Origin of the sequence: uncultured Roseibium sp. (genome assembly GCF_947499295.1) — a bacterium.
Taxonomy (GTDB): Bacteria; Pseudomonadota; Alphaproteobacteria; order Rhizobiales; family Stappiaceae; genus Roseibium.
Window position 1 is genome coordinate 723,058 of sequence record NZ_CANMNP010000001.1, and the last position, 14,161, is coordinate 737,218.

Consider the following 14,161-nt stretch of genomic DNA (forward strand, 5'->3'; position numbering starts at 1 on the left):
AATCCCTGAGTGCGGGTCATGGTGAAAGGGACTTGCTAGCGTTTCCCCGGAAAACACAATCAGGAGACGCAGCCATGACCGCCAGCATTCAAAACACATGGTCATCCTTCAAGGTTCTGCTTGCCGGGCTGAAAGCCTTCCGAAACGCGACGCACCTGCCCGTTGAAGACCGTTTCGAAATGCTCTGGCCGCTGACCGACAGCTTTCACAAATGCCTTGTCAGCCTGTCCGCGCAGATCCGGTTCTACCAGTCCGCCAAAAGCCCGACCCGTGCGCTGATCGTCACCCATGAGGACGGCCGCCAGGAATATGTGCACGGCCAGCAGGTTCAAACGCTGGTTCTGGCGCAGCCGGACAAGGCGGAAGACGTCGTCATTTACGGCAAGCCCGAAGCCCTGAAAGCTATCCGCGCGGCCCTGGCCGCAAACGGCCACACCGTCACCGGCCCGGCGAACATTCACGATCTTTCAGCGCAGGTGGCCGAAGCCGCCGTTGCAAGCATTGATCCCCCGGATAGGGGCAAAGACAAGGACAAGGCCCATGGAAACGCTAATTGAGATCATCCGCGCCATCGCGCCCTGGCTGCCGATCCTGATCGGCCTCTGCCTGATTGTCCTTGTGGTCAACATGATGCTTGCCCGCGCCGCGGCCCTGAAAGCCGCCGACAACGAATTCGGCAACTGGCCGGACAAAGCCCCTTTCAAAAAAACCCAGAACCTCCCCAACACCCGCAGGTTCAACAGTGCAGCGCCTCTTGGCCGGCGCCGCATCGCGGGTGTCACTCGGCCTCGCCGCCAGCATCCCTGTCGGCGAGGCCCTTTTCTGGCTTTTCCCGAGGGGGTTTTGATGAAATCCGTGGATCCAGCAGTCGGCTACACCGGCCGCGAGCGAAAGTTTCTCGGCTTTTTGTGGACTCAATATGAGTACCGCACGCGCGTCTATGTCGGCCGCAAGTGGCAGAATCCCAAGAACATAAACGAATGGCCGCTTGGATACTTTTGGACAAGCACACCACCGCTCGATCCGGCGCAGATCACCGCCAATTACGTCTCTCGAATGAACGGCGCCGCTGAACATGCAACGAATGTCGGAATGCCTGACAAGGCAAAAGACATCCGCGCCGTCATCAACGCCACCAAAAACTGCGCCGACCTGCGCCTGAAGGATCGCGGCTAAGATGACAGACGCCGCCCGCCTTGCCGATGACGATCCCGTCACGCTGAAAGAGGCATGCACGCTGTTTTTGCGCGGCGTTGTTCAGCCCGACACCTTGCGCGAGGCGATCAAGGCGGGCAAGCTGAGCGCCGAACGCATAGGGCGCGGCTATTGTGTCACCCGTGCCGATATCAGGGAGTGGCGCGAAAGATGTCGCGTAAACGCAAAGGACCAAGGCTTTGGCTGCAACCCGCAAGGGCCGGCCGTGAAGGCCGCACCGCCGAAGCGGCAGTCTGGATCATCCGGGACGGAAGTCGTAAACATTCCACTGGCTGCGGCGCGGATCAGCTTGCAGAAGCTGAAAGAAGACTCGCGCACTACATCGCGGAAAAACACGACCCGTCGCTAGCAAGACAGTGCCGACCGGATCAGATCCCCGTTGCTGACGCCATATCCCTCTACTCCGAAGACGTAGCCCCAACCCACGCACGCCCAGCCGAAACAGCAACCCGGCTCGGCCGCTTGCTCGACCATTTCGGAACAATGATGCTGTCAGATATCAAGGGCAAGACCTGTCGGGAATATGCCGAGGCGCGCGGCGCACCGTCTAGCGCTCGCCGCGAATTGGAAGACCTGCGCGCGGCGCTGAAGCATGCTCACAAGGAAGGGATGGTAGACAGACCGATCCCTGTAACACTTCCGCAAAGAGGACCATCGCGCGAACGCTGGCTGGAACGGAGCGAAGCGGCCAGGCTGATCTGGGCGGCTTGGCGCTTGCGTCAAAAATACAAAGGCCAGGACACCGAACGACGGACGGCTCAGCATGTTGCGCGGTTCATACTTGTTGCCCTTTATACCGGCAGCCGCGCCGGGCCGGTTTGCGGCGCCGCCATCCGCCCCACCCTGCATTCCGCCTATATCGATCTCGACGCCGGGCTGTTCTACCGCAAGCCGCCAGGTGCAAAGCAGACCAAGAAACGCGCGCCACCGGTCGCGCTGCCTGACAGGCTTCTAGCTCACCTGCGCCGCTGGGAAAGGCTCGAACTATCGAAAAATCATGTGGTGGAATGGAACGGCAAGCCGGTCACGAAGATCAATAAGGCGTTTCGCGCCGTGCGCGAAGCAGCCGGATTTGACGACGACGTCATACCACACACGCTTCGCCACACGGCAGCAACCTGGCTGGCGCGCAACGGCGTGCCACTGTCCGAAGCGGCCGACTATATCGGCATGTCGGTTGAAACCTTTGATCGCGTCTATCGCCACCATTGCCCCGGCTTTCAAGAACAAGCCCGGAACAACATCACGGCAAAAGCCCCCGCCCGACTTTTACCCGACAGAAACGATACCAAACAACACCAAAAAGACCTGAAATAACAGGCGAAAGCCGCAGAAACCTGCGACCCCTTTTCGCCACAACAGTGTTCGGGACGAGGGGGTCGGAGGTTCGAATCCTCTCACTCCGACCATTTTTCTTTCTTCCACAGCGTTGATCTACTTTGGTATTCAGTTTCTCAGCGGAACAGGCTTTTCGGAATTCTGAAACCGGGAGAAAGTTGAGACTATTCTAGGTCGAATTCACGATCGCAATCATCGACTTCATTCCGTTGCAGTTGCATACTTGGGCCGATTTCGAACTTGGGCAACGATCATGAAGCTTGTTCTTTCCGTGGTTTTTCTTCTTTTTCCAATTTCGCTCTCTAACGCTGCAGAAACGCTAAGCCTTCAGGAAGCGCTGGAAGCTGCCGGGGCCCTTCATGCAAAAAACGCGGTCGTTGCCGGGATGATTGCCCAGGCAAGTGGCGCGCCGCCAAATCAACAAAGAGACACCTATCGCGCGGGCATTCTTGTACTGCTTGACGCCAGTTTGAAGTTTCAATCGAAATGGTCAGCCGACACGTTGGCAGCAAGCAGTGCCACACCGCCCAGACTAAGCGAACTGAATTCATTTTCGCCCTGTCTGTGGCTTGCAAATACTCTGACCGAACTGTCGTTTGAGTTGGCTGAAAGCCGGCAGTGGAAGGACAGGTTTTCAGAGGCAGTTGCCGAACACACAGGCGCTTGCGACGCTGCCTTGGGTTTGCGGTCTGATGCACAGTGAGCAAAGTCAGTCATGCAAACCAGTTGCATTTCAACCGCGCCAAACGCGTTTCCGTCCTGCATGATCCTGGTATCAGACAATCGAATTTCTCAAGTCATACAGGCACTTGGTGAAGGCTCTGACCAGTTTCGACCTTTGTATGTCCGGACGAAACAAGAGGAACGAGCGAAAGTTTACCGCAGGGGCAAACGGGCGAATTACCAGCCCTCTTGCAACAAAACCTTCCACGACAAGCGGATTGACCAGTCCAACTGCGTCCCCGGCAAGCGCCAAGGCACATGTCGTCGTTGAGGAAGGTGTCTCCACCACATATTCCGGTGACACGCCTGCCTCGGACAAAATGGCGTCAAACCTGTGGCGTGCGCGATCTTCCGGGGCAAGGCCGATCATCGGCTGGCCGACCAGATCCTTTGGTCCAAGACTGTCTCGCGTGGCCAGTGGATGGTGGGAGGACATCGCGATGACACCGGAATAGCCGCCGAAATGGGTCGTATCGACGCCTGAGCGGTCAATCTCATCGGCGGCAAGGCCAATGTCAAAGTTTCCATCGACGACCTGATTGCGCACCTGGGCTGAAGGCAAGATCTGGAGCGTTATCCTGACGCGAGGATTGCTCTTTCTGAAATCCTGAATTGCCTTTGGCACCACTTCCGCGCCGAGGGCGGAAAGCGAGGCAATTTTCAGGTGCCCAGAACCGAAGTCCCGGATTGCGGCCGCTGCAGAGCGCAATCGGTCCATGCCTTTGAAACTTTCTGATACCTCGCGAAAGAACAACTGTCCTTCTGTGGTTGGCACCATGCGCCCGCGCACCCGGTCAAAAAGTATGAAACCGAGAGACGCTTCCAGTTCAGCAATGCTTCTGCTGACAGCCGGTTGCGTGATCTGCATGAGTTCGGCAGCACGGACTGTCGAACCCGAGATCATCAGGGTGTGAAAGGCTTCAAGCTGCCTGAACTTCATGATCTGCACTCACTTGATATAATTTTTGTGCATAGAACTATGCCGAACTATTAATTGTTTGCCAGTCTGGATTTTGCTGTAGTTGGAAAAACTTCAGAGGAGTTCACATGCGCGACGCGACAAACTGCACGATCCATCCCGCCGTTGACCTTTCGGAATTTACAAGTTTGGCGGTGCCGACCTACCGCGCATCCACAATCGTGTTTGAAAATGCCCAAGCCTATACAACGCGTTCCCAGAGAGATCTCGACAGCTATTTATATGGCTTGTACGGAACACCAACGACGCGCACGCTCGAAGCGCAGATCACTAAATTGGAGAACGGCCTTCGATCCGTCATCGTGCCTTCTGGCCAGGCCGGGGCAACGATCGTCTTCTTAAGCGTTCTGCACCCGGGAGATACGGTTCTTGTTCCCGACAACGTTTACCCACCCGTTCTGGATTTCTGCGTCAACTATCTGGAACCACGCGGCATTCACCACAAGATCTATCGGCCCGATGGCGAAGGGATGGAAGATCTGATCGATCCTTCAGTCAAACTGATCTGGGCGGAATCGCCCGGGTCGACAACCATGGAACTGCAGGACTTGCGGATGATTGCCGCCTTTGGCAAGAAGCATGGAGTTCTGACCGGAGCCGACAATACCTGGTCAACCCCGTTGCTTTTGAAGCCGTTGGATCTCGGCATCGACTTTTCCATGCAGGCGCTGTCCAAATATGTGGGCGGGCATTCAGACATTCTGCTCGGGTCCATTTGCGTCAACGATCTGGAGCTGCGCAAAAAGCTGCGCGACACCATGAGAATGCTCGGCATCGGCGTCTCACCCGATGAGGTGTCGCTTGCCTTGCGGGGTATTGAGACAATGTCCGTGCGGCTTGCGCATGTGGGAAAAGTCGCGCTGAGCCTTGCTGAAGAGCTGGCTTCCCGTCTTGACGTTGAAAAGGTGCTGCATCCTGCACTCCCGGATTTTCCGCAGCACGCGCTTTGGAAACGAGACTTTTCCGGTGCGAGCGGAGTTTTCAGTGTTGTCCTGAATGAACGTCAGGAACACCGACTGGATGAAGGGCTTGATCAGCTTAAAGTCATGGCGATTGGCGCGAGCTGGGGCGGGACGCGCAGTCTGATCGTTCCCATGTCGGTCAAAAACGCAAGAACGTTCGAGCAAGCAGAGCATCAGCGCATCTTTCTGCGGATCAATGTTGGCCTGGAGGACCAGGAGGACCTGCGTACGGATCTGAACAATCTGTTCGACATTCTTTCAAAGTAAGCTGATCATCCACTTTCTCGGGCAAACCGAAAATTTTGAAGGTAAGGATTGGGCCTGAATGACCCTGTTAGTGACCACTCCCACAGGACAACCCGCTATCGTTCACATTCGGTGGTGGGAGCGGTTTGGCGGAACGAGGCTGTCCGGTACTTCAGATGGCCCGAAAGCAAAAACAATGGGTCTTGTCGCCGGAGCCGTTGTTTTGTGGGCGAGTTGGCCAGCACTTGCAACAGCGGTCGGTCCTGCGCCTCCATTTCTGACCCTGGGCGCATCAGCGCTGATCGGCTTTCTGTTCTCTCTTTCGCTGGCTGCTCGAAAGGGTGCTTCCCGCACCTTTCTGTCCTTGCCGTTGAGGACGATGGTTTTCGTTTCCCTTGGGCTGATGGGCAACAACGCATTCTACATTGCCGCGATAGCGAGGATCGGTCCGGCCGAGGCCAATGTCGTGCACTATCTCTGGCCGGTCTTTCTTGTACTGCTCGCATCCATGCTGCATCGACGCTTGCCTTCTTTGTTTCAGGCGCTTGGCATTGCTTGCGGGTTTCTGGGCGTGGCCGTCGCCCTCTATCCTCAGATGGCAGGAAGTCTTGATGGCGTTGGGGTTCTGCTTGGTGCCTGTGGAGCGATGACTTTCGCGGTCTATTCTGTCGGCCGCTCTATTGCCAGGGTCGAAACAAATGTCGTCGGTCCATCGCTCGGGCTTGCCGGGCTTGCCGCACTCTGCGCACATTTCATCCTCGAACCTGCCTACTGGCCGTCTACCCCGGAATGGCTCGCGATCATTTTCATGGGGATCGGCCCGTTTACGGTCGCAAATATGCTGTGGGACAAAGCCACGCGATCGGGCTCGGCAGCGGCAATCTCCAGCTTCGCCTTTCTGACCCCACTTGTCGCCATGGGCCTGTTGGCGACATTTGGACTTGGCAATGTCACCCTCAACACCATTGTAGGGGCGCTTTTGGCTATTGCCGGTGCCTTGTTGAGTTCGACATCCAAGCGAGGTTCAAGTTCTGCCCGGCGTTCCCGTCAAGACTGAAGACTTCCGGCTTCAGATCCGGGTGACCGGTCATTCGTCTGCTTCAAAGATGTCTTCAATTCTTCTTTCAAACAGGCGAGCAATCTTGAATGCCAGGGGCAGCGACGGATCATAGCGCCCCGCCTCGATGGCGTTTATCGTTTGCCGGGAAACACTCAGATATTCCCCAAGGACTGCCTGGGACCAGCCTCGTTCAGCCCGCAGCGCCTTCAGGCGGTTTTTCATTAAAAAACGCCTTCACGTTTCGATATCAGCGTGGTTGCCAATCCTTGTGCTGCCCAAAAGATCGGCAGCAGCCAAAACACCGGCAGTCTCGGGACGTCGGCCAATCTTTCCATCTGGCCCCATCCCGATGCGATCATCATCACGCAGGCTATTCCAACGAGGGTGCCCTTGATTTGTATCAGGCGAAGAAACTCATCGAGTTCCATCGCAAATCGCCATTGCGCCCAAAAAGCTACGAAAATTGCCACTATCGGGATCAGGACCAGTGCGTAGAGCGCGTAGGCAGGAAGAGTGCCGCTGTCTGTGGACCACCGGATCCCAGCCGATCCGGCAATGTAGACGATCATCGCGGGGATAAAGATCTTAAAAAAGCGGGACGTTGCGAGTTCCGTCGTCATGTTGAGTACTCCAAAGAAATGGAAAGCTTCCTTTACATAAACGTATCGCAACCAATTGTAAAGCTTGCTTTACATCTCTTCGATGCGGTCGACGCTTTTGTCGCGAAGCGTTTTTCCGATGCATTTGAGGAATTGCCTCTATGAGGCGTTATTGTTCTGGCCTAGACTTTGAAGGCAATCAGCTTAAAGCACGGCAGGACATGCACATTCCAAATCTAAAACGCGTCAAGGTCTCGTCTGTTCAAGAACTGAGAAATTGGCTCGGCAAAGGCCCTGACCAACATCAAAGGGTCATGATCGTTACATGCAACAAGACATCGACCGGCAAGTTCTTAAACCGTGAGAGCGTGCAGAATACGCTGGCCGAATATGGGTGGGCAGTTGAAACGCGATATACACTGAATGGCAACCTGGTTGGTCACGTCGCCTCGCCCTCTTGATGTCCGTTTTGACGAAGACGTCAAAAGTACTGCTTATGAAGGTGCCTATGTTAAAGTCATTTCGATGCTCAGCCGTTTACCCGACACTTGCCGTGCCGAGTGTTTTGGACACGTGTAACTGGTATGTCGACAATCTCGGCTTTTCCATCAGGTTCGTCTGGGGAGAGCCGCCAACGCACGGTGCTATTCTGCTTGACGCAGCCTGCGTGCACTTCTGGCAAGGTGAGCCTCAGCTCGGTGCGAACTGGCTCTATTTTGACGTGAATGACCTGGATGTTGTTTACGACCGGGCAATGGCCAATCAGGTGGAAATTACCCGCGCTCCGGAGATCTATCCCTGGGGCATGCGCGAATTCAACGCAGTCGATTTGAATGGGTACAATATTCGATTTGGGCAGCACATGGGCTCTGCCGACTGACCGCCGTGAGCTGAGTGGAAGAATTCGCATCCTTCTCGTATCCGGTCACAATCCATGCCAATCGTTGGATGCTATTTTGGAAGATCGGCAGCCCTCGGCCGCTAGGGTGCTTCCGGGAGATGACAAACGGCCTCGATATTGTGCCCGTCAGGATCGAGAACAAAAGCTCCATAATAGTCAATATGGTAGTGGGGCCTCAATCCAGGCGCACCATTGTCCGTACCTCCGGCCCGAAGCGCCGCGGCGTAAAACCCGTCAACACCCGCACGGTCAATCGACCCTAACGCTATGTGAAGCATTCCTCTTGTCGCGTTCTCTTCTGCAAGCCAGAACCAGGGTCTGTCATCGCCGTAACCAGCGACCTTCACTCCGCCTGTGTGTTCCAACGGCACTTCAAACAACCGCTTCACCCCAAGCGGCGCGAATGCCTGATCATAGAACTCCACCGACCGGTCGAAGTCAGTCACACCAAAGGTTACGTGGTCTATCACGATGCATCTCCCGCCCCCTGCGTCGCGCAATGTTTAGCACTTATCGTCCCCAAAGCATCCTCCAAACACCTTAAATGGAAAACAAGCAGACGATCGCTTTGACCGTTTTGCAGCAACGTCAAAATCCGTATACAGCTAAATAGGTCTCGACACGGGTGGAGCCTAGAAACGCAACGGCACGGCTCGATGAGTTCCTATTGCAATCACCAGAGGTTACTGGTTGCTCATCGCCTTCAGTGGCGGCGAGACGTCATCAGGGATCGGGCAGACATAAGGGTCTTGCTCCAGAGTGTTCTTGTGAGCTTCGATTGCGTTTTGAAGAACCTGGGTGTCTTCAAACAGGTCGATTGCGGTTCCGGCCATGATCTTTGCCGCTTGCGTCATGCCCTTGTGTGCCGCCGGTGCCTTGCCTTGCGCGGTCAATTGCCAGGTGTGGAAGGGGGTTCCAACGGCACAGGTTGCGACACGTGCCTGAACCGTCGGGACCGCCCAACTGACATCGCCGACGTCGGTTGAGCCCTCCCCGCCTTCGCTTTGCCGGTCGAGCGGAGCAATAAAATCGCAAAGCGACAGATCCGGGTCGACTTCCGCTCCAATCCGGCGGAAGGAGACGGTGATATTGTCCTCGCTGAGTGTCGCACGGATCTTTTCGGCAAACTCCCGATCGCTGTCGTCGAAGTCCGGTGCACCGAGCCGTTCCATATTGCGTTGCATGGTTTCTTCCAACGGGCGATTGCCGAGGAGGTTCGAGACACCGCTGACCACACTGGTTTCAACCCGTGTTTCCGTCATGAGCGCAGCGCCTTCGCCGATTTTGCGCACACGCTCTATCAGACCGCGCAGCTCCTTCAGATTGCGGGCCCGGACAAGCTGGCGCACAGTTGCCTTGGACTGTACGACATTTGGTGCAATGCCTCCGGCGTCCAGATAGGCGTAGTGCACCCTGGCATCATCGGGCATGTGCTCGCGCATGTAGTTGACACCGACGTTCATCAGTTCGATCGCATCAAGTGCGCTGCGGCCAAGTTCCGGCGCTCCGGCGGCATGCGCCGCGCGTCCGTGGAAGGTAAAATCGATCCGGGTGTTGGCGAGAGAGCGCGCTTCGTTGACCGCCGTGAAGGTTGCCGGGTGCCAGGAAATTGCGGCATCCACGTCGTCGAAAATGCCTTCACGCACCATGAAGGTCTTGGCGGCACCTCCCTCTTCTGCCGGACAGCCATAGTAGCGCACGCGTCCCTTGAGCCCGCGTTCGGCAAGGTAGTCCTTGACGGCGGAGGCTGCCAGGAGTGCGGCTGATCCCAATAGATTGTGCCCGCAGCCATGACCCGGACCACCTGCTTGGATCGGCTCATGCTCGGCAACCCCTGCGACCTGTCCAAGCTCGGGAAGAGCATCGAATTCCCCAAGAATGGCGATCACCGGACCTTCTTCGCCCGCCTCACCGACAATCGCGGTCGGTATTCCGGCGACGCCTTCGCTGATCCGGAAGCCTTCCTTTTCAAGCATTTTCTTGTGTTCGACGACCGATTTGAATTCGGTATAGGCGATCTCAGGAAGGTCGAAAACGCGGTCTGACAGGCCGATATAGTCTTCACGGCGTGCATCCACCAAATCCCAGACCCGATCAGTGTTTTTCATGTTTTCCTCCAAGACTTGGCAATAGATCTGTGCCGCCGCAATGACGCGGTCGAGCATCAATTCGATAGGTTCTGTCGTCGCCCGTCTGACCGGCCGAACAATGCGGACGTGTTCGCTCGCCGTCTTCGGTCAGATGCGGGACAAACGGCCCGGACTTCCGGTATCCGGGATCATGTGTCTTTCCAATAGTGGCAGGCGACCGAGCGCGCGTTTCCGAAACTCTCAAGACCAGGTTGCGCCTGGCGACAAAGGTCCTTTGCGTGCGGACAGCGAGGGTTGAAATAACATCCGTCCGGCGGCGCCAATGGGGATGGAATTTCACCTTCAATCGGAGCGAAGTCGCGTTTGCGCTGATCCAGGCGCGGAGCTTCGGCAAGAAGCGCCCGCGTATAGGGGTGCTTGGGTGCACTGAAAATGTCTTCCGTTGAAGCGCTTTCCACGATCCGGCCGAGATACATGATGGCAACACGGTCGGCGATATGCTCAACGACGCTAAGGTCGTGACTGATGAACAGATAAGTCAGTCCGAACTCTTCGCGCAGATCCATGAAAAGGTTGATCACCTGAGCCTGGATGGAAACATCCAGCGCGGCGATCGCCTCGTCACACACGAGAAATTTTGGTTTGACTGCAAGCGCCCTGGCGATACCGATGCGCTGTCGCTGCCCGCCGGAAAACTGGTGGGCGTAGCGCTTTTTCAAGGAGGGGTCGAGCCCCACTTTCCGCATGATATCGTCAACATAGTCAGACGCTTCGGCACGGGAGACAATGCCGTGGACCCGTGGCGCTTCGCCAATGATATCCTCAACGCGCATTCTCGGGTTCAGGCTGGCAAACGGGTCCTGAAAGATCATCTGAACGGCAAGCGTCGCCGCCCGTTTGTCGGCACTCGACATGGTTGCGACATCGTTGCCCTGAAAGAGAAGCTGTCCAGCACTTGGTGCGTGAATGCCGGCTACGACACGGCCAAGGGTCGATTTGCCGCAGCCGGATTCCCCGACCAGTCCCAGGACCTCTCCTTCACGGATCTCAAGATTGACCTCGTCCACGGCGTGAACGACTTCCTCGTGAATGTCGGCACCGAGTTTTTGCGCGATCTTTCCGGCAACGTCGAGCCGCTTTGCGAAGCGTTTGGAGACGTCTTTGATCTCTACCAGCGGGGCCGTCATTCTGCGGCTACCTGTGACTGGGGATGGTAACAGCGCAGCTCACGGCTTGCCACCTGCTCTACCGGAGGCGGCACCTGACAGGCTTCGCTGGCGAACCCGCAACGGGGTGAAAAGGCGCATCCTTTTGGAAGCGCCAGCATATTCGGGGTCATACCCTCGATCTGGAACAAGCGTTCCCCCCGGTTGTTCGCAGTTGGGACCGATCCAAGCAAGCCAACCGTATAGGGGTGAAGCGGCCGGTCGATAACGTCGTCAGTCTCTCCCTGCTCGACAATCTTGCCGGCATACATGACCGAAATCCTGTCGGCGAGACCGGCCACAACCGCAAGGTCGTGCGTAATCCAGATCATTGCCGTCCCGGTTTGTTTCGTCAGTTTCTGGGCCTCATAGATAATCTGTGCCTGAATGGTCACGTCGAGTGCTGTGGTCGGTTCATCGGCGATGATCAGATCCGGCTTGTTCAAGAAGGCAATGGCGATAGACACACGTTGGCGCATGCCGCCTGACAGTTGATGCGGATAGGCCCGGAGACGCTCCTCCGGCGAGGGAATACCGACCAGTCCCAGCGCGTCGCGGCAACGTTCCCAGGCTTGCCTTTTCGGCATAGCTTCATGCGCCAGGATCGCTTCCATCATTTGCGTATCGATGCGCAGTACCGGGTTGAGCGTCATCATCGGATCCTGAAAGATCATCGAAATCCGATTCCCGCGTATGGATTTGAGTGTTTCCTCGGGAGCCCCGGCAATGTCGTCGCCATTGAACCTGATGGCGCCTTCGACGATCCGGCCAGGCTGGTCAATCAGGCCGATGATGGAAAAACCTGTAATCGATTTGCCAGAGCCCGATTCGCCAACGAGCCCCATGACCTCGCCTTTGTTCACCGAAAAATCGACCCCATCGACGGCCTTGACGACACCGGCATGGGTGAAGAAATGCGTCTTTAGACCGCTCACTTCCAGGACAGCAGTCATTTCTTCATCCTCGGATTGAGAACGTCGCGCAACTGGTCGCCGACAAGGTTGATCGATGCAACGGTTAAAAGCAGTGCGATGCCGGGAAAGACTGAAATCCAATACCGACCCGACAGCATGTACTCAAAGCCATTGGCGATCAGAACGCCAAGCGATGGCTCGGTTTGCGGCAGTCCAACGCCAAGGAAAGACAGGGTGGCTTCAAGAGATACGGCATGCGCGGTCTGCACCGTGCCAACCACGATCAGCGGAGCAAGGCAATTGGGCAATATGTGCCTGAAAACAACGCGCACCCTGGAAAGGCCAAGGCATTGCGCCGCTTCCACATATTCCTTGCCGCGTTCCACCAGTGCTGTCGCACGGACGGTCCGGGCATAATAGGCCCATTGTGCAACCACGAGCGCGAGGATGATCTTGTCGACGCCTTTGCCGAGCGCGGCAACCAGCATCAGGGCAACAAGGGACGCGGGGAAGGACAGTTGCAAATCCACCACCCTCATGATGACCGCTTCCGTCCGGCCACCTGAATAGGCCGCAATCAGTCCAACGACCATGCCAATGAAAAGAGCGATAACGCCTGAAGCCAAACCAACCGAGATCGAGATCCGCAAGCCGTAAAGGATCGCCGAATAGAGATCTCTTCCCGCGCCATCCGACCCAAGCCACATGGTATAACCGGCAAAGGCTTCAGACCCTGGCGGCAATCGGCCGTCCATGACATCGACCTGCCCCAGGTCATAGGGGTTTTGAGGTGTTATCCAGGGCGCCAGCACCGCAAGCAGAATAATGACCATCAGGACTACGAACGCCGTAGCCGCAATGCGGCTTTCGAAGAACTCGGCCCTGAACCGCTGAAACGGCGTTTCGACTTTGGCCGCAACCTGTCCTGAAGTCTGGATCGTTGTATCGGTCATGCACCCTGATCCTGTAGGCGGACCCTCGGGTCCAGAATGGAATAGAGAATGTCGACGACCAGATTGATCAAGACAAAGAACAGAACCATGATCATCAAATAGGCCACGACCACAGGGCGATCGAGCTGCAGGATTGCGTCAATCAGCAACTTGCCCATGCCTGGCCAGGCGAAAATCGTCTCCGTCACAACCGAGAACCCGATCAGACTGCCGAATTCCAGCCCCATCACGGTCACCACCGGGATCATGATGTTTTTCATGACATGCACAAAAATAATGCGACTGGTCGAAACGCCCTTGGCGCGGGCATATTTGACGTAGTCCTGGCCCATCGCCTCGCGGACCCCGGCGCGCGTCAGCCGAATTGCCAGGGAAATCTTCAGGAGCGACAGATTGAGAGCCGGCAGGAAGATGTGCCGGATCCCGTCCCATGTGGCCAGGCTCGTCTGAATTCCGAAGATTGATGCCGTGTCACCGCGGCCCGTTGATGGCAGCCATCCAAGTTCGACCGCAAACAAGAGTATGAGCATCAGACCAACCCAGAAGGTCGGTAGGGAAAAGCCGAGAATGGACCCGGCCATGACGCCTTTTGACACCGGGTTGTCCGGATAGAGCCCGGAGAAAAGTCCCAACGGAATGCCGATTACGATGGATAGAAACAGCGCACTGAATGCCAGTTCCAACGTTGCCGGCATGTGATGAAGGATCAGTTTCAGGGCTGGCTCACCGAAGACGAATGAGTCTCCGAGATTGCCCTGAGCTGCGCCTTTCAGAAATAGGAAGTATTGCTCCCAAATAGGGCGGTCGAGCCCCAATCGGCGAATTGCCGCTTCAATGTCTGCCTGATCTGCATCGGGACTGACGAACATATAGACCGGGTCGCCGACGATATTCACGCCGAAAAAAACGATGACGGACATGAGAAAGACGACAAAGAACGCCTGCATCAACCGACGGATGACGAAAACAGTCATGG

The 14,161-nt window shown here is 56.4% G+C and carries 17 protein-coding genes; 8 read left to right on the forward strand and 9 right to left on the reverse strand.

The genetic code is table 11. The features are described from left to right. Nucleotides 1–74: 74 nt before the first annotated feature. The 5 genes from Q0835_RS03480 to Q0835_RS03500 all read left to right on the forward strand — a co-directional run bounded on the left by Q0835_RS03480 (nt 75) and on the right by Q0835_RS03500 (nt 3,256). Nucleotides 75–557, forward strand: coding sequence for a hypothetical protein (locus Q0835_RS03480; RefSeq protein ID WP_298958443.1), 483 nt, complete (start codon nt 75–77; stop codon nt 555–557). Continuing rightward, complete coding sequence (locus Q0835_RS03485) at nt 541–1,176, forward strand: hypothetical protein (RefSeq protein WP_298958444.1); 636 nt, start codon at nt 541–543, stop codon at nt 1,174–1,176. Before Q0835_RS03480 ends, Q0835_RS03485 begins: the two co-directional genes overlap by 17 nt. 1 nt (nt 1,177) lies before the next feature. Further along, on the forward strand, nt 1,178–1,564 hold the full coding sequence (locus Q0835_RS03490) for a helix-turn-helix domain-containing protein (protein ID WP_298958445.1): 387 nt from the start codon (nt 1,178–1,180) through the stop codon (nt 1,562–1,564). 215 nt (nt 1,565–1,779) lie between these two features. Beyond that, nucleotides 1,780–2,532, forward strand: coding sequence for a site-specific integrase (locus tag Q0835_RS03495; RefSeq protein ID WP_298958446.1), 753 nt, complete (start codon nt 1,780–1,782; stop codon nt 2,530–2,532). 274 nt (nt 2,533–2,806) lie between these two features. Continuing rightward, entirely contained in the window at nt 2,807–3,256 is a 450-nt protein-coding gene (locus Q0835_RS03500) for a hypothetical protein (RefSeq protein WP_298958449.1), read from the forward strand. Between the two features lie 72 nt (nt 3,257–3,328). On the opposite strand, the gene Q0835_RS03505 is transcribed toward Q0835_RS03500, so the two are convergent. After that, nucleotides 3,329–4,216: a LysR substrate-binding domain-containing protein gene (locus tag Q0835_RS03505; RefSeq protein WP_298958451.1), complete on the reverse strand. Its 888-nt coding sequence runs from the start codon at nt 4,214–4,216 to the stop codon at nt 3,329–3,331. Nucleotides 4,217–4,323: 107 nt separating this feature from the next. Here Q0835_RS03505 and Q0835_RS03510 point away from each other — a divergent pair, with 107 nt between their 5' ends. Both Q0835_RS03510 and Q0835_RS03515 read left to right on the forward strand, forming a co-directional pair. Further along, the gene (locus Q0835_RS03510) at nt 4,324–5,484 is read left to right on the forward strand and encodes an aminotransferase class I/II-fold pyridoxal phosphate-dependent enzyme (protein WP_298958453.1); all 1,161 of its coding nucleotides are present in this window, start codon (nt 4,324–4,326) and stop codon (nt 5,482–5,484) included. A 58-nt stretch (nt 5,485–5,542) separates the two neighbouring features. Further along, complete coding sequence (locus Q0835_RS03515; RefSeq protein ID WP_298958455.1) at nt 5,543–6,520, forward strand: DMT family transporter; 978 nt, start codon at nt 5,543–5,545, stop codon at nt 6,518–6,520. 30 nt (nt 6,521–6,550) lie between these two features. Here the strand turns inward: Q0835_RS03515 and Q0835_RS03520 are convergent, their stop codons facing one another. Both Q0835_RS03520 and Q0835_RS03525 read right to left on the reverse strand, forming a co-directional pair. Then, the gene (locus Q0835_RS03520; protein ID WP_298815831.1) at nt 6,551–6,745 is read right to left on the reverse strand and encodes a helix-turn-helix transcriptional regulator; all 195 of its coding nucleotides are present in this window, start codon (nt 6,743–6,745) and stop codon (nt 6,551–6,553) included. Then, on the reverse strand, nt 6,745–7,143 hold the full coding sequence (locus Q0835_RS03525; RefSeq protein WP_298815829.1) for a hypothetical protein: 399 nt from the start codon (nt 7,141–7,143) through the stop codon (nt 6,745–6,747). The genes Q0835_RS03520 and Q0835_RS03525 overlap by 1 nt, the downstream gene beginning before the upstream one ends. A gap of 487 nt (nt 7,144–7,630) precedes the next feature. On the opposite strand from Q0835_RS03525, the gene Q0835_RS03530 reads away from it, so the two are divergent. After that, nucleotides 7,631–8,002: a VOC family protein gene (locus Q0835_RS03530; protein WP_298958457.1), complete on the forward strand. Its 372-nt coding sequence runs from the start codon at nt 7,631–7,633 to the stop codon at nt 8,000–8,002. Nucleotides 8,003–8,103: 101 nt separating this feature from the next. On the opposite strand, the gene Q0835_RS03535 is transcribed toward Q0835_RS03530, so the two are convergent. The 6 genes from Q0835_RS03535 to Q0835_RS03560 form a co-directional block, all read right to left on the reverse strand. Continuing rightward, nucleotides 8,104–8,493 carry a VOC family protein gene (locus Q0835_RS03535; protein WP_298958459.1) on the reverse strand — a complete coding sequence of 130 codons (390 nt, stop codon included), beginning with the start codon at nt 8,491–8,493 and terminating at the stop codon, nt 8,104–8,106. Nucleotides 8,494–8,706: 213 nt separating this feature from the next. Beyond that, nucleotides 8,707–10,131, reverse strand: a complete 1,425-nt coding sequence (locus Q0835_RS03540) for a M20 family metallopeptidase (protein WP_298958461.1) — start codon at nt 10,129–10,131, stop codon at nt 8,707–8,709. A 170-nt stretch (nt 10,132–10,301) separates the two neighbouring features. Continuing rightward, complete coding sequence (locus Q0835_RS03545; RefSeq protein ID WP_298815821.1) at nt 10,302–11,300, reverse strand: oligopeptide/dipeptide ABC transporter ATP-binding protein; 999 nt, start codon at nt 11,298–11,300, stop codon at nt 10,302–10,304. Further along, nucleotides 11,297–12,271 (reverse strand): ABC transporter ATP-binding protein, encoded by a 975-nt coding sequence (locus Q0835_RS03550; protein ID WP_298958463.1) that lies wholly within the window; start codon nt 12,269–12,271, stop codon nt 11,297–11,299. The genes Q0835_RS03545 and Q0835_RS03550 overlap by 4 nt, the downstream gene beginning before the upstream one ends. Next, nucleotides 12,268–13,185: an ABC transporter permease gene (locus Q0835_RS03555; RefSeq protein WP_298815817.1), complete on the reverse strand. Its 918-nt coding sequence runs from the start codon at nt 13,183–13,185 to the stop codon at nt 12,268–12,270. Before Q0835_RS03555 ends, Q0835_RS03550 begins: the two co-directional genes overlap by 4 nt. Then, the gene (locus tag Q0835_RS03560; protein ID WP_298815815.1) at nt 13,182–14,159 is read right to left on the reverse strand and encodes an ABC transporter permease; all 978 of its coding nucleotides are present in this window, start codon (nt 14,157–14,159) and stop codon (nt 13,182–13,184) included. Before Q0835_RS03560 ends, Q0835_RS03555 begins: the two co-directional genes overlap by 4 nt. Between the last annotated feature and the right edge of the window lie 2 nt (nt 14,160–14,161).

Coding starts and splice junctions, on each gene's coding strand:
- Q0835_RS03520 (WP_298815831.1), bottom strand. CDS start 6,745: ATGAAAAACCGCCTGAAGGCGCTGCGGGCTGAACGAGGCTGGTCCCAG.
- Q0835_RS03485 (WP_298958444.1), top strand. CDS start 541: ATGGAAACGCTAATTGAGATCATCCGCGCCATCGCGCCCTGGCTGCCG.
- Q0835_RS03550 (WP_298958463.1), bottom strand. CDS start 12,271: ATGACTGCTGTCCTGGAAGTGAGCGGTCTAAAGACGCATTTCTTCACC.
- Q0835_RS03515 (WP_298958455.1), top strand. CDS start 5,543: ATGACCCTGTTAGTGACCACTCCCACAGGACAACCCGCTATCGTTCAC.
- Q0835_RS03480 (WP_298958443.1), top strand. CDS start 75: ATGACCGCCAGCATTCAAAACACATGGTCATCCTTCAAGGTTCTGCTT.
- Q0835_RS03545 (WP_298815821.1), bottom strand. CDS start 11,300: ATGACGGCCCCGCTGGTAGAGATCAAAGACGTCTCCAAACGCTTCGCA.
- Q0835_RS03540 (WP_298958461.1), bottom strand. CDS start 10,131: ATGAAAAACACTGATCGGGTCTGGGATTTGGTGGATGCACGCCGTGAA.
- Q0835_RS03500 (WP_298958449.1), top strand. CDS start 2,807: ATGAAGCTTGTTCTTTCCGTGGTTTTTCTTCTTTTTCCAATTTCGCTC.
- Q0835_RS03560 (WP_298815815.1), bottom strand. CDS start 14,159: ATGACTGTTTTCGTCATCCGTCGGTTGATGCAGGCGTTCTTTGTCGTC.
- Q0835_RS03530 (WP_298958457.1), top strand. CDS start 7,631: ATGTTAAAGTCATTTCGATGCTCAGCCGTTTACCCGACACTTGCCGTG.
- Q0835_RS03505 (WP_298958451.1), bottom strand. CDS start 4,216: ATGAAGTTCAGGCAGCTTGAAGCCTTTCACACCCTGATGATCTCGGGT.
- Q0835_RS03490 (WP_298958445.1), top strand. CDS start 1,178: ATGACAGACGCCGCCCGCCTTGCCGATGACGATCCCGTCACGCTGAAA.
- Q0835_RS03555 (WP_298815817.1), bottom strand. CDS start 13,185: ATGACCGATACAACGATCCAGACTTCAGGACAGGTTGCGGCCAAAGTC.
- Q0835_RS03510 (WP_298958453.1), top strand. CDS start 4,324: ATGCGCGACGCGACAAACTGCACGATCCATCCCGCCGTTGACCTTTCG.
- Q0835_RS03525 (WP_298815829.1), bottom strand. CDS start 7,143: ATGACGACGGAACTCGCAACGTCCCGCTTTTTTAAGATCTTTATCCCC.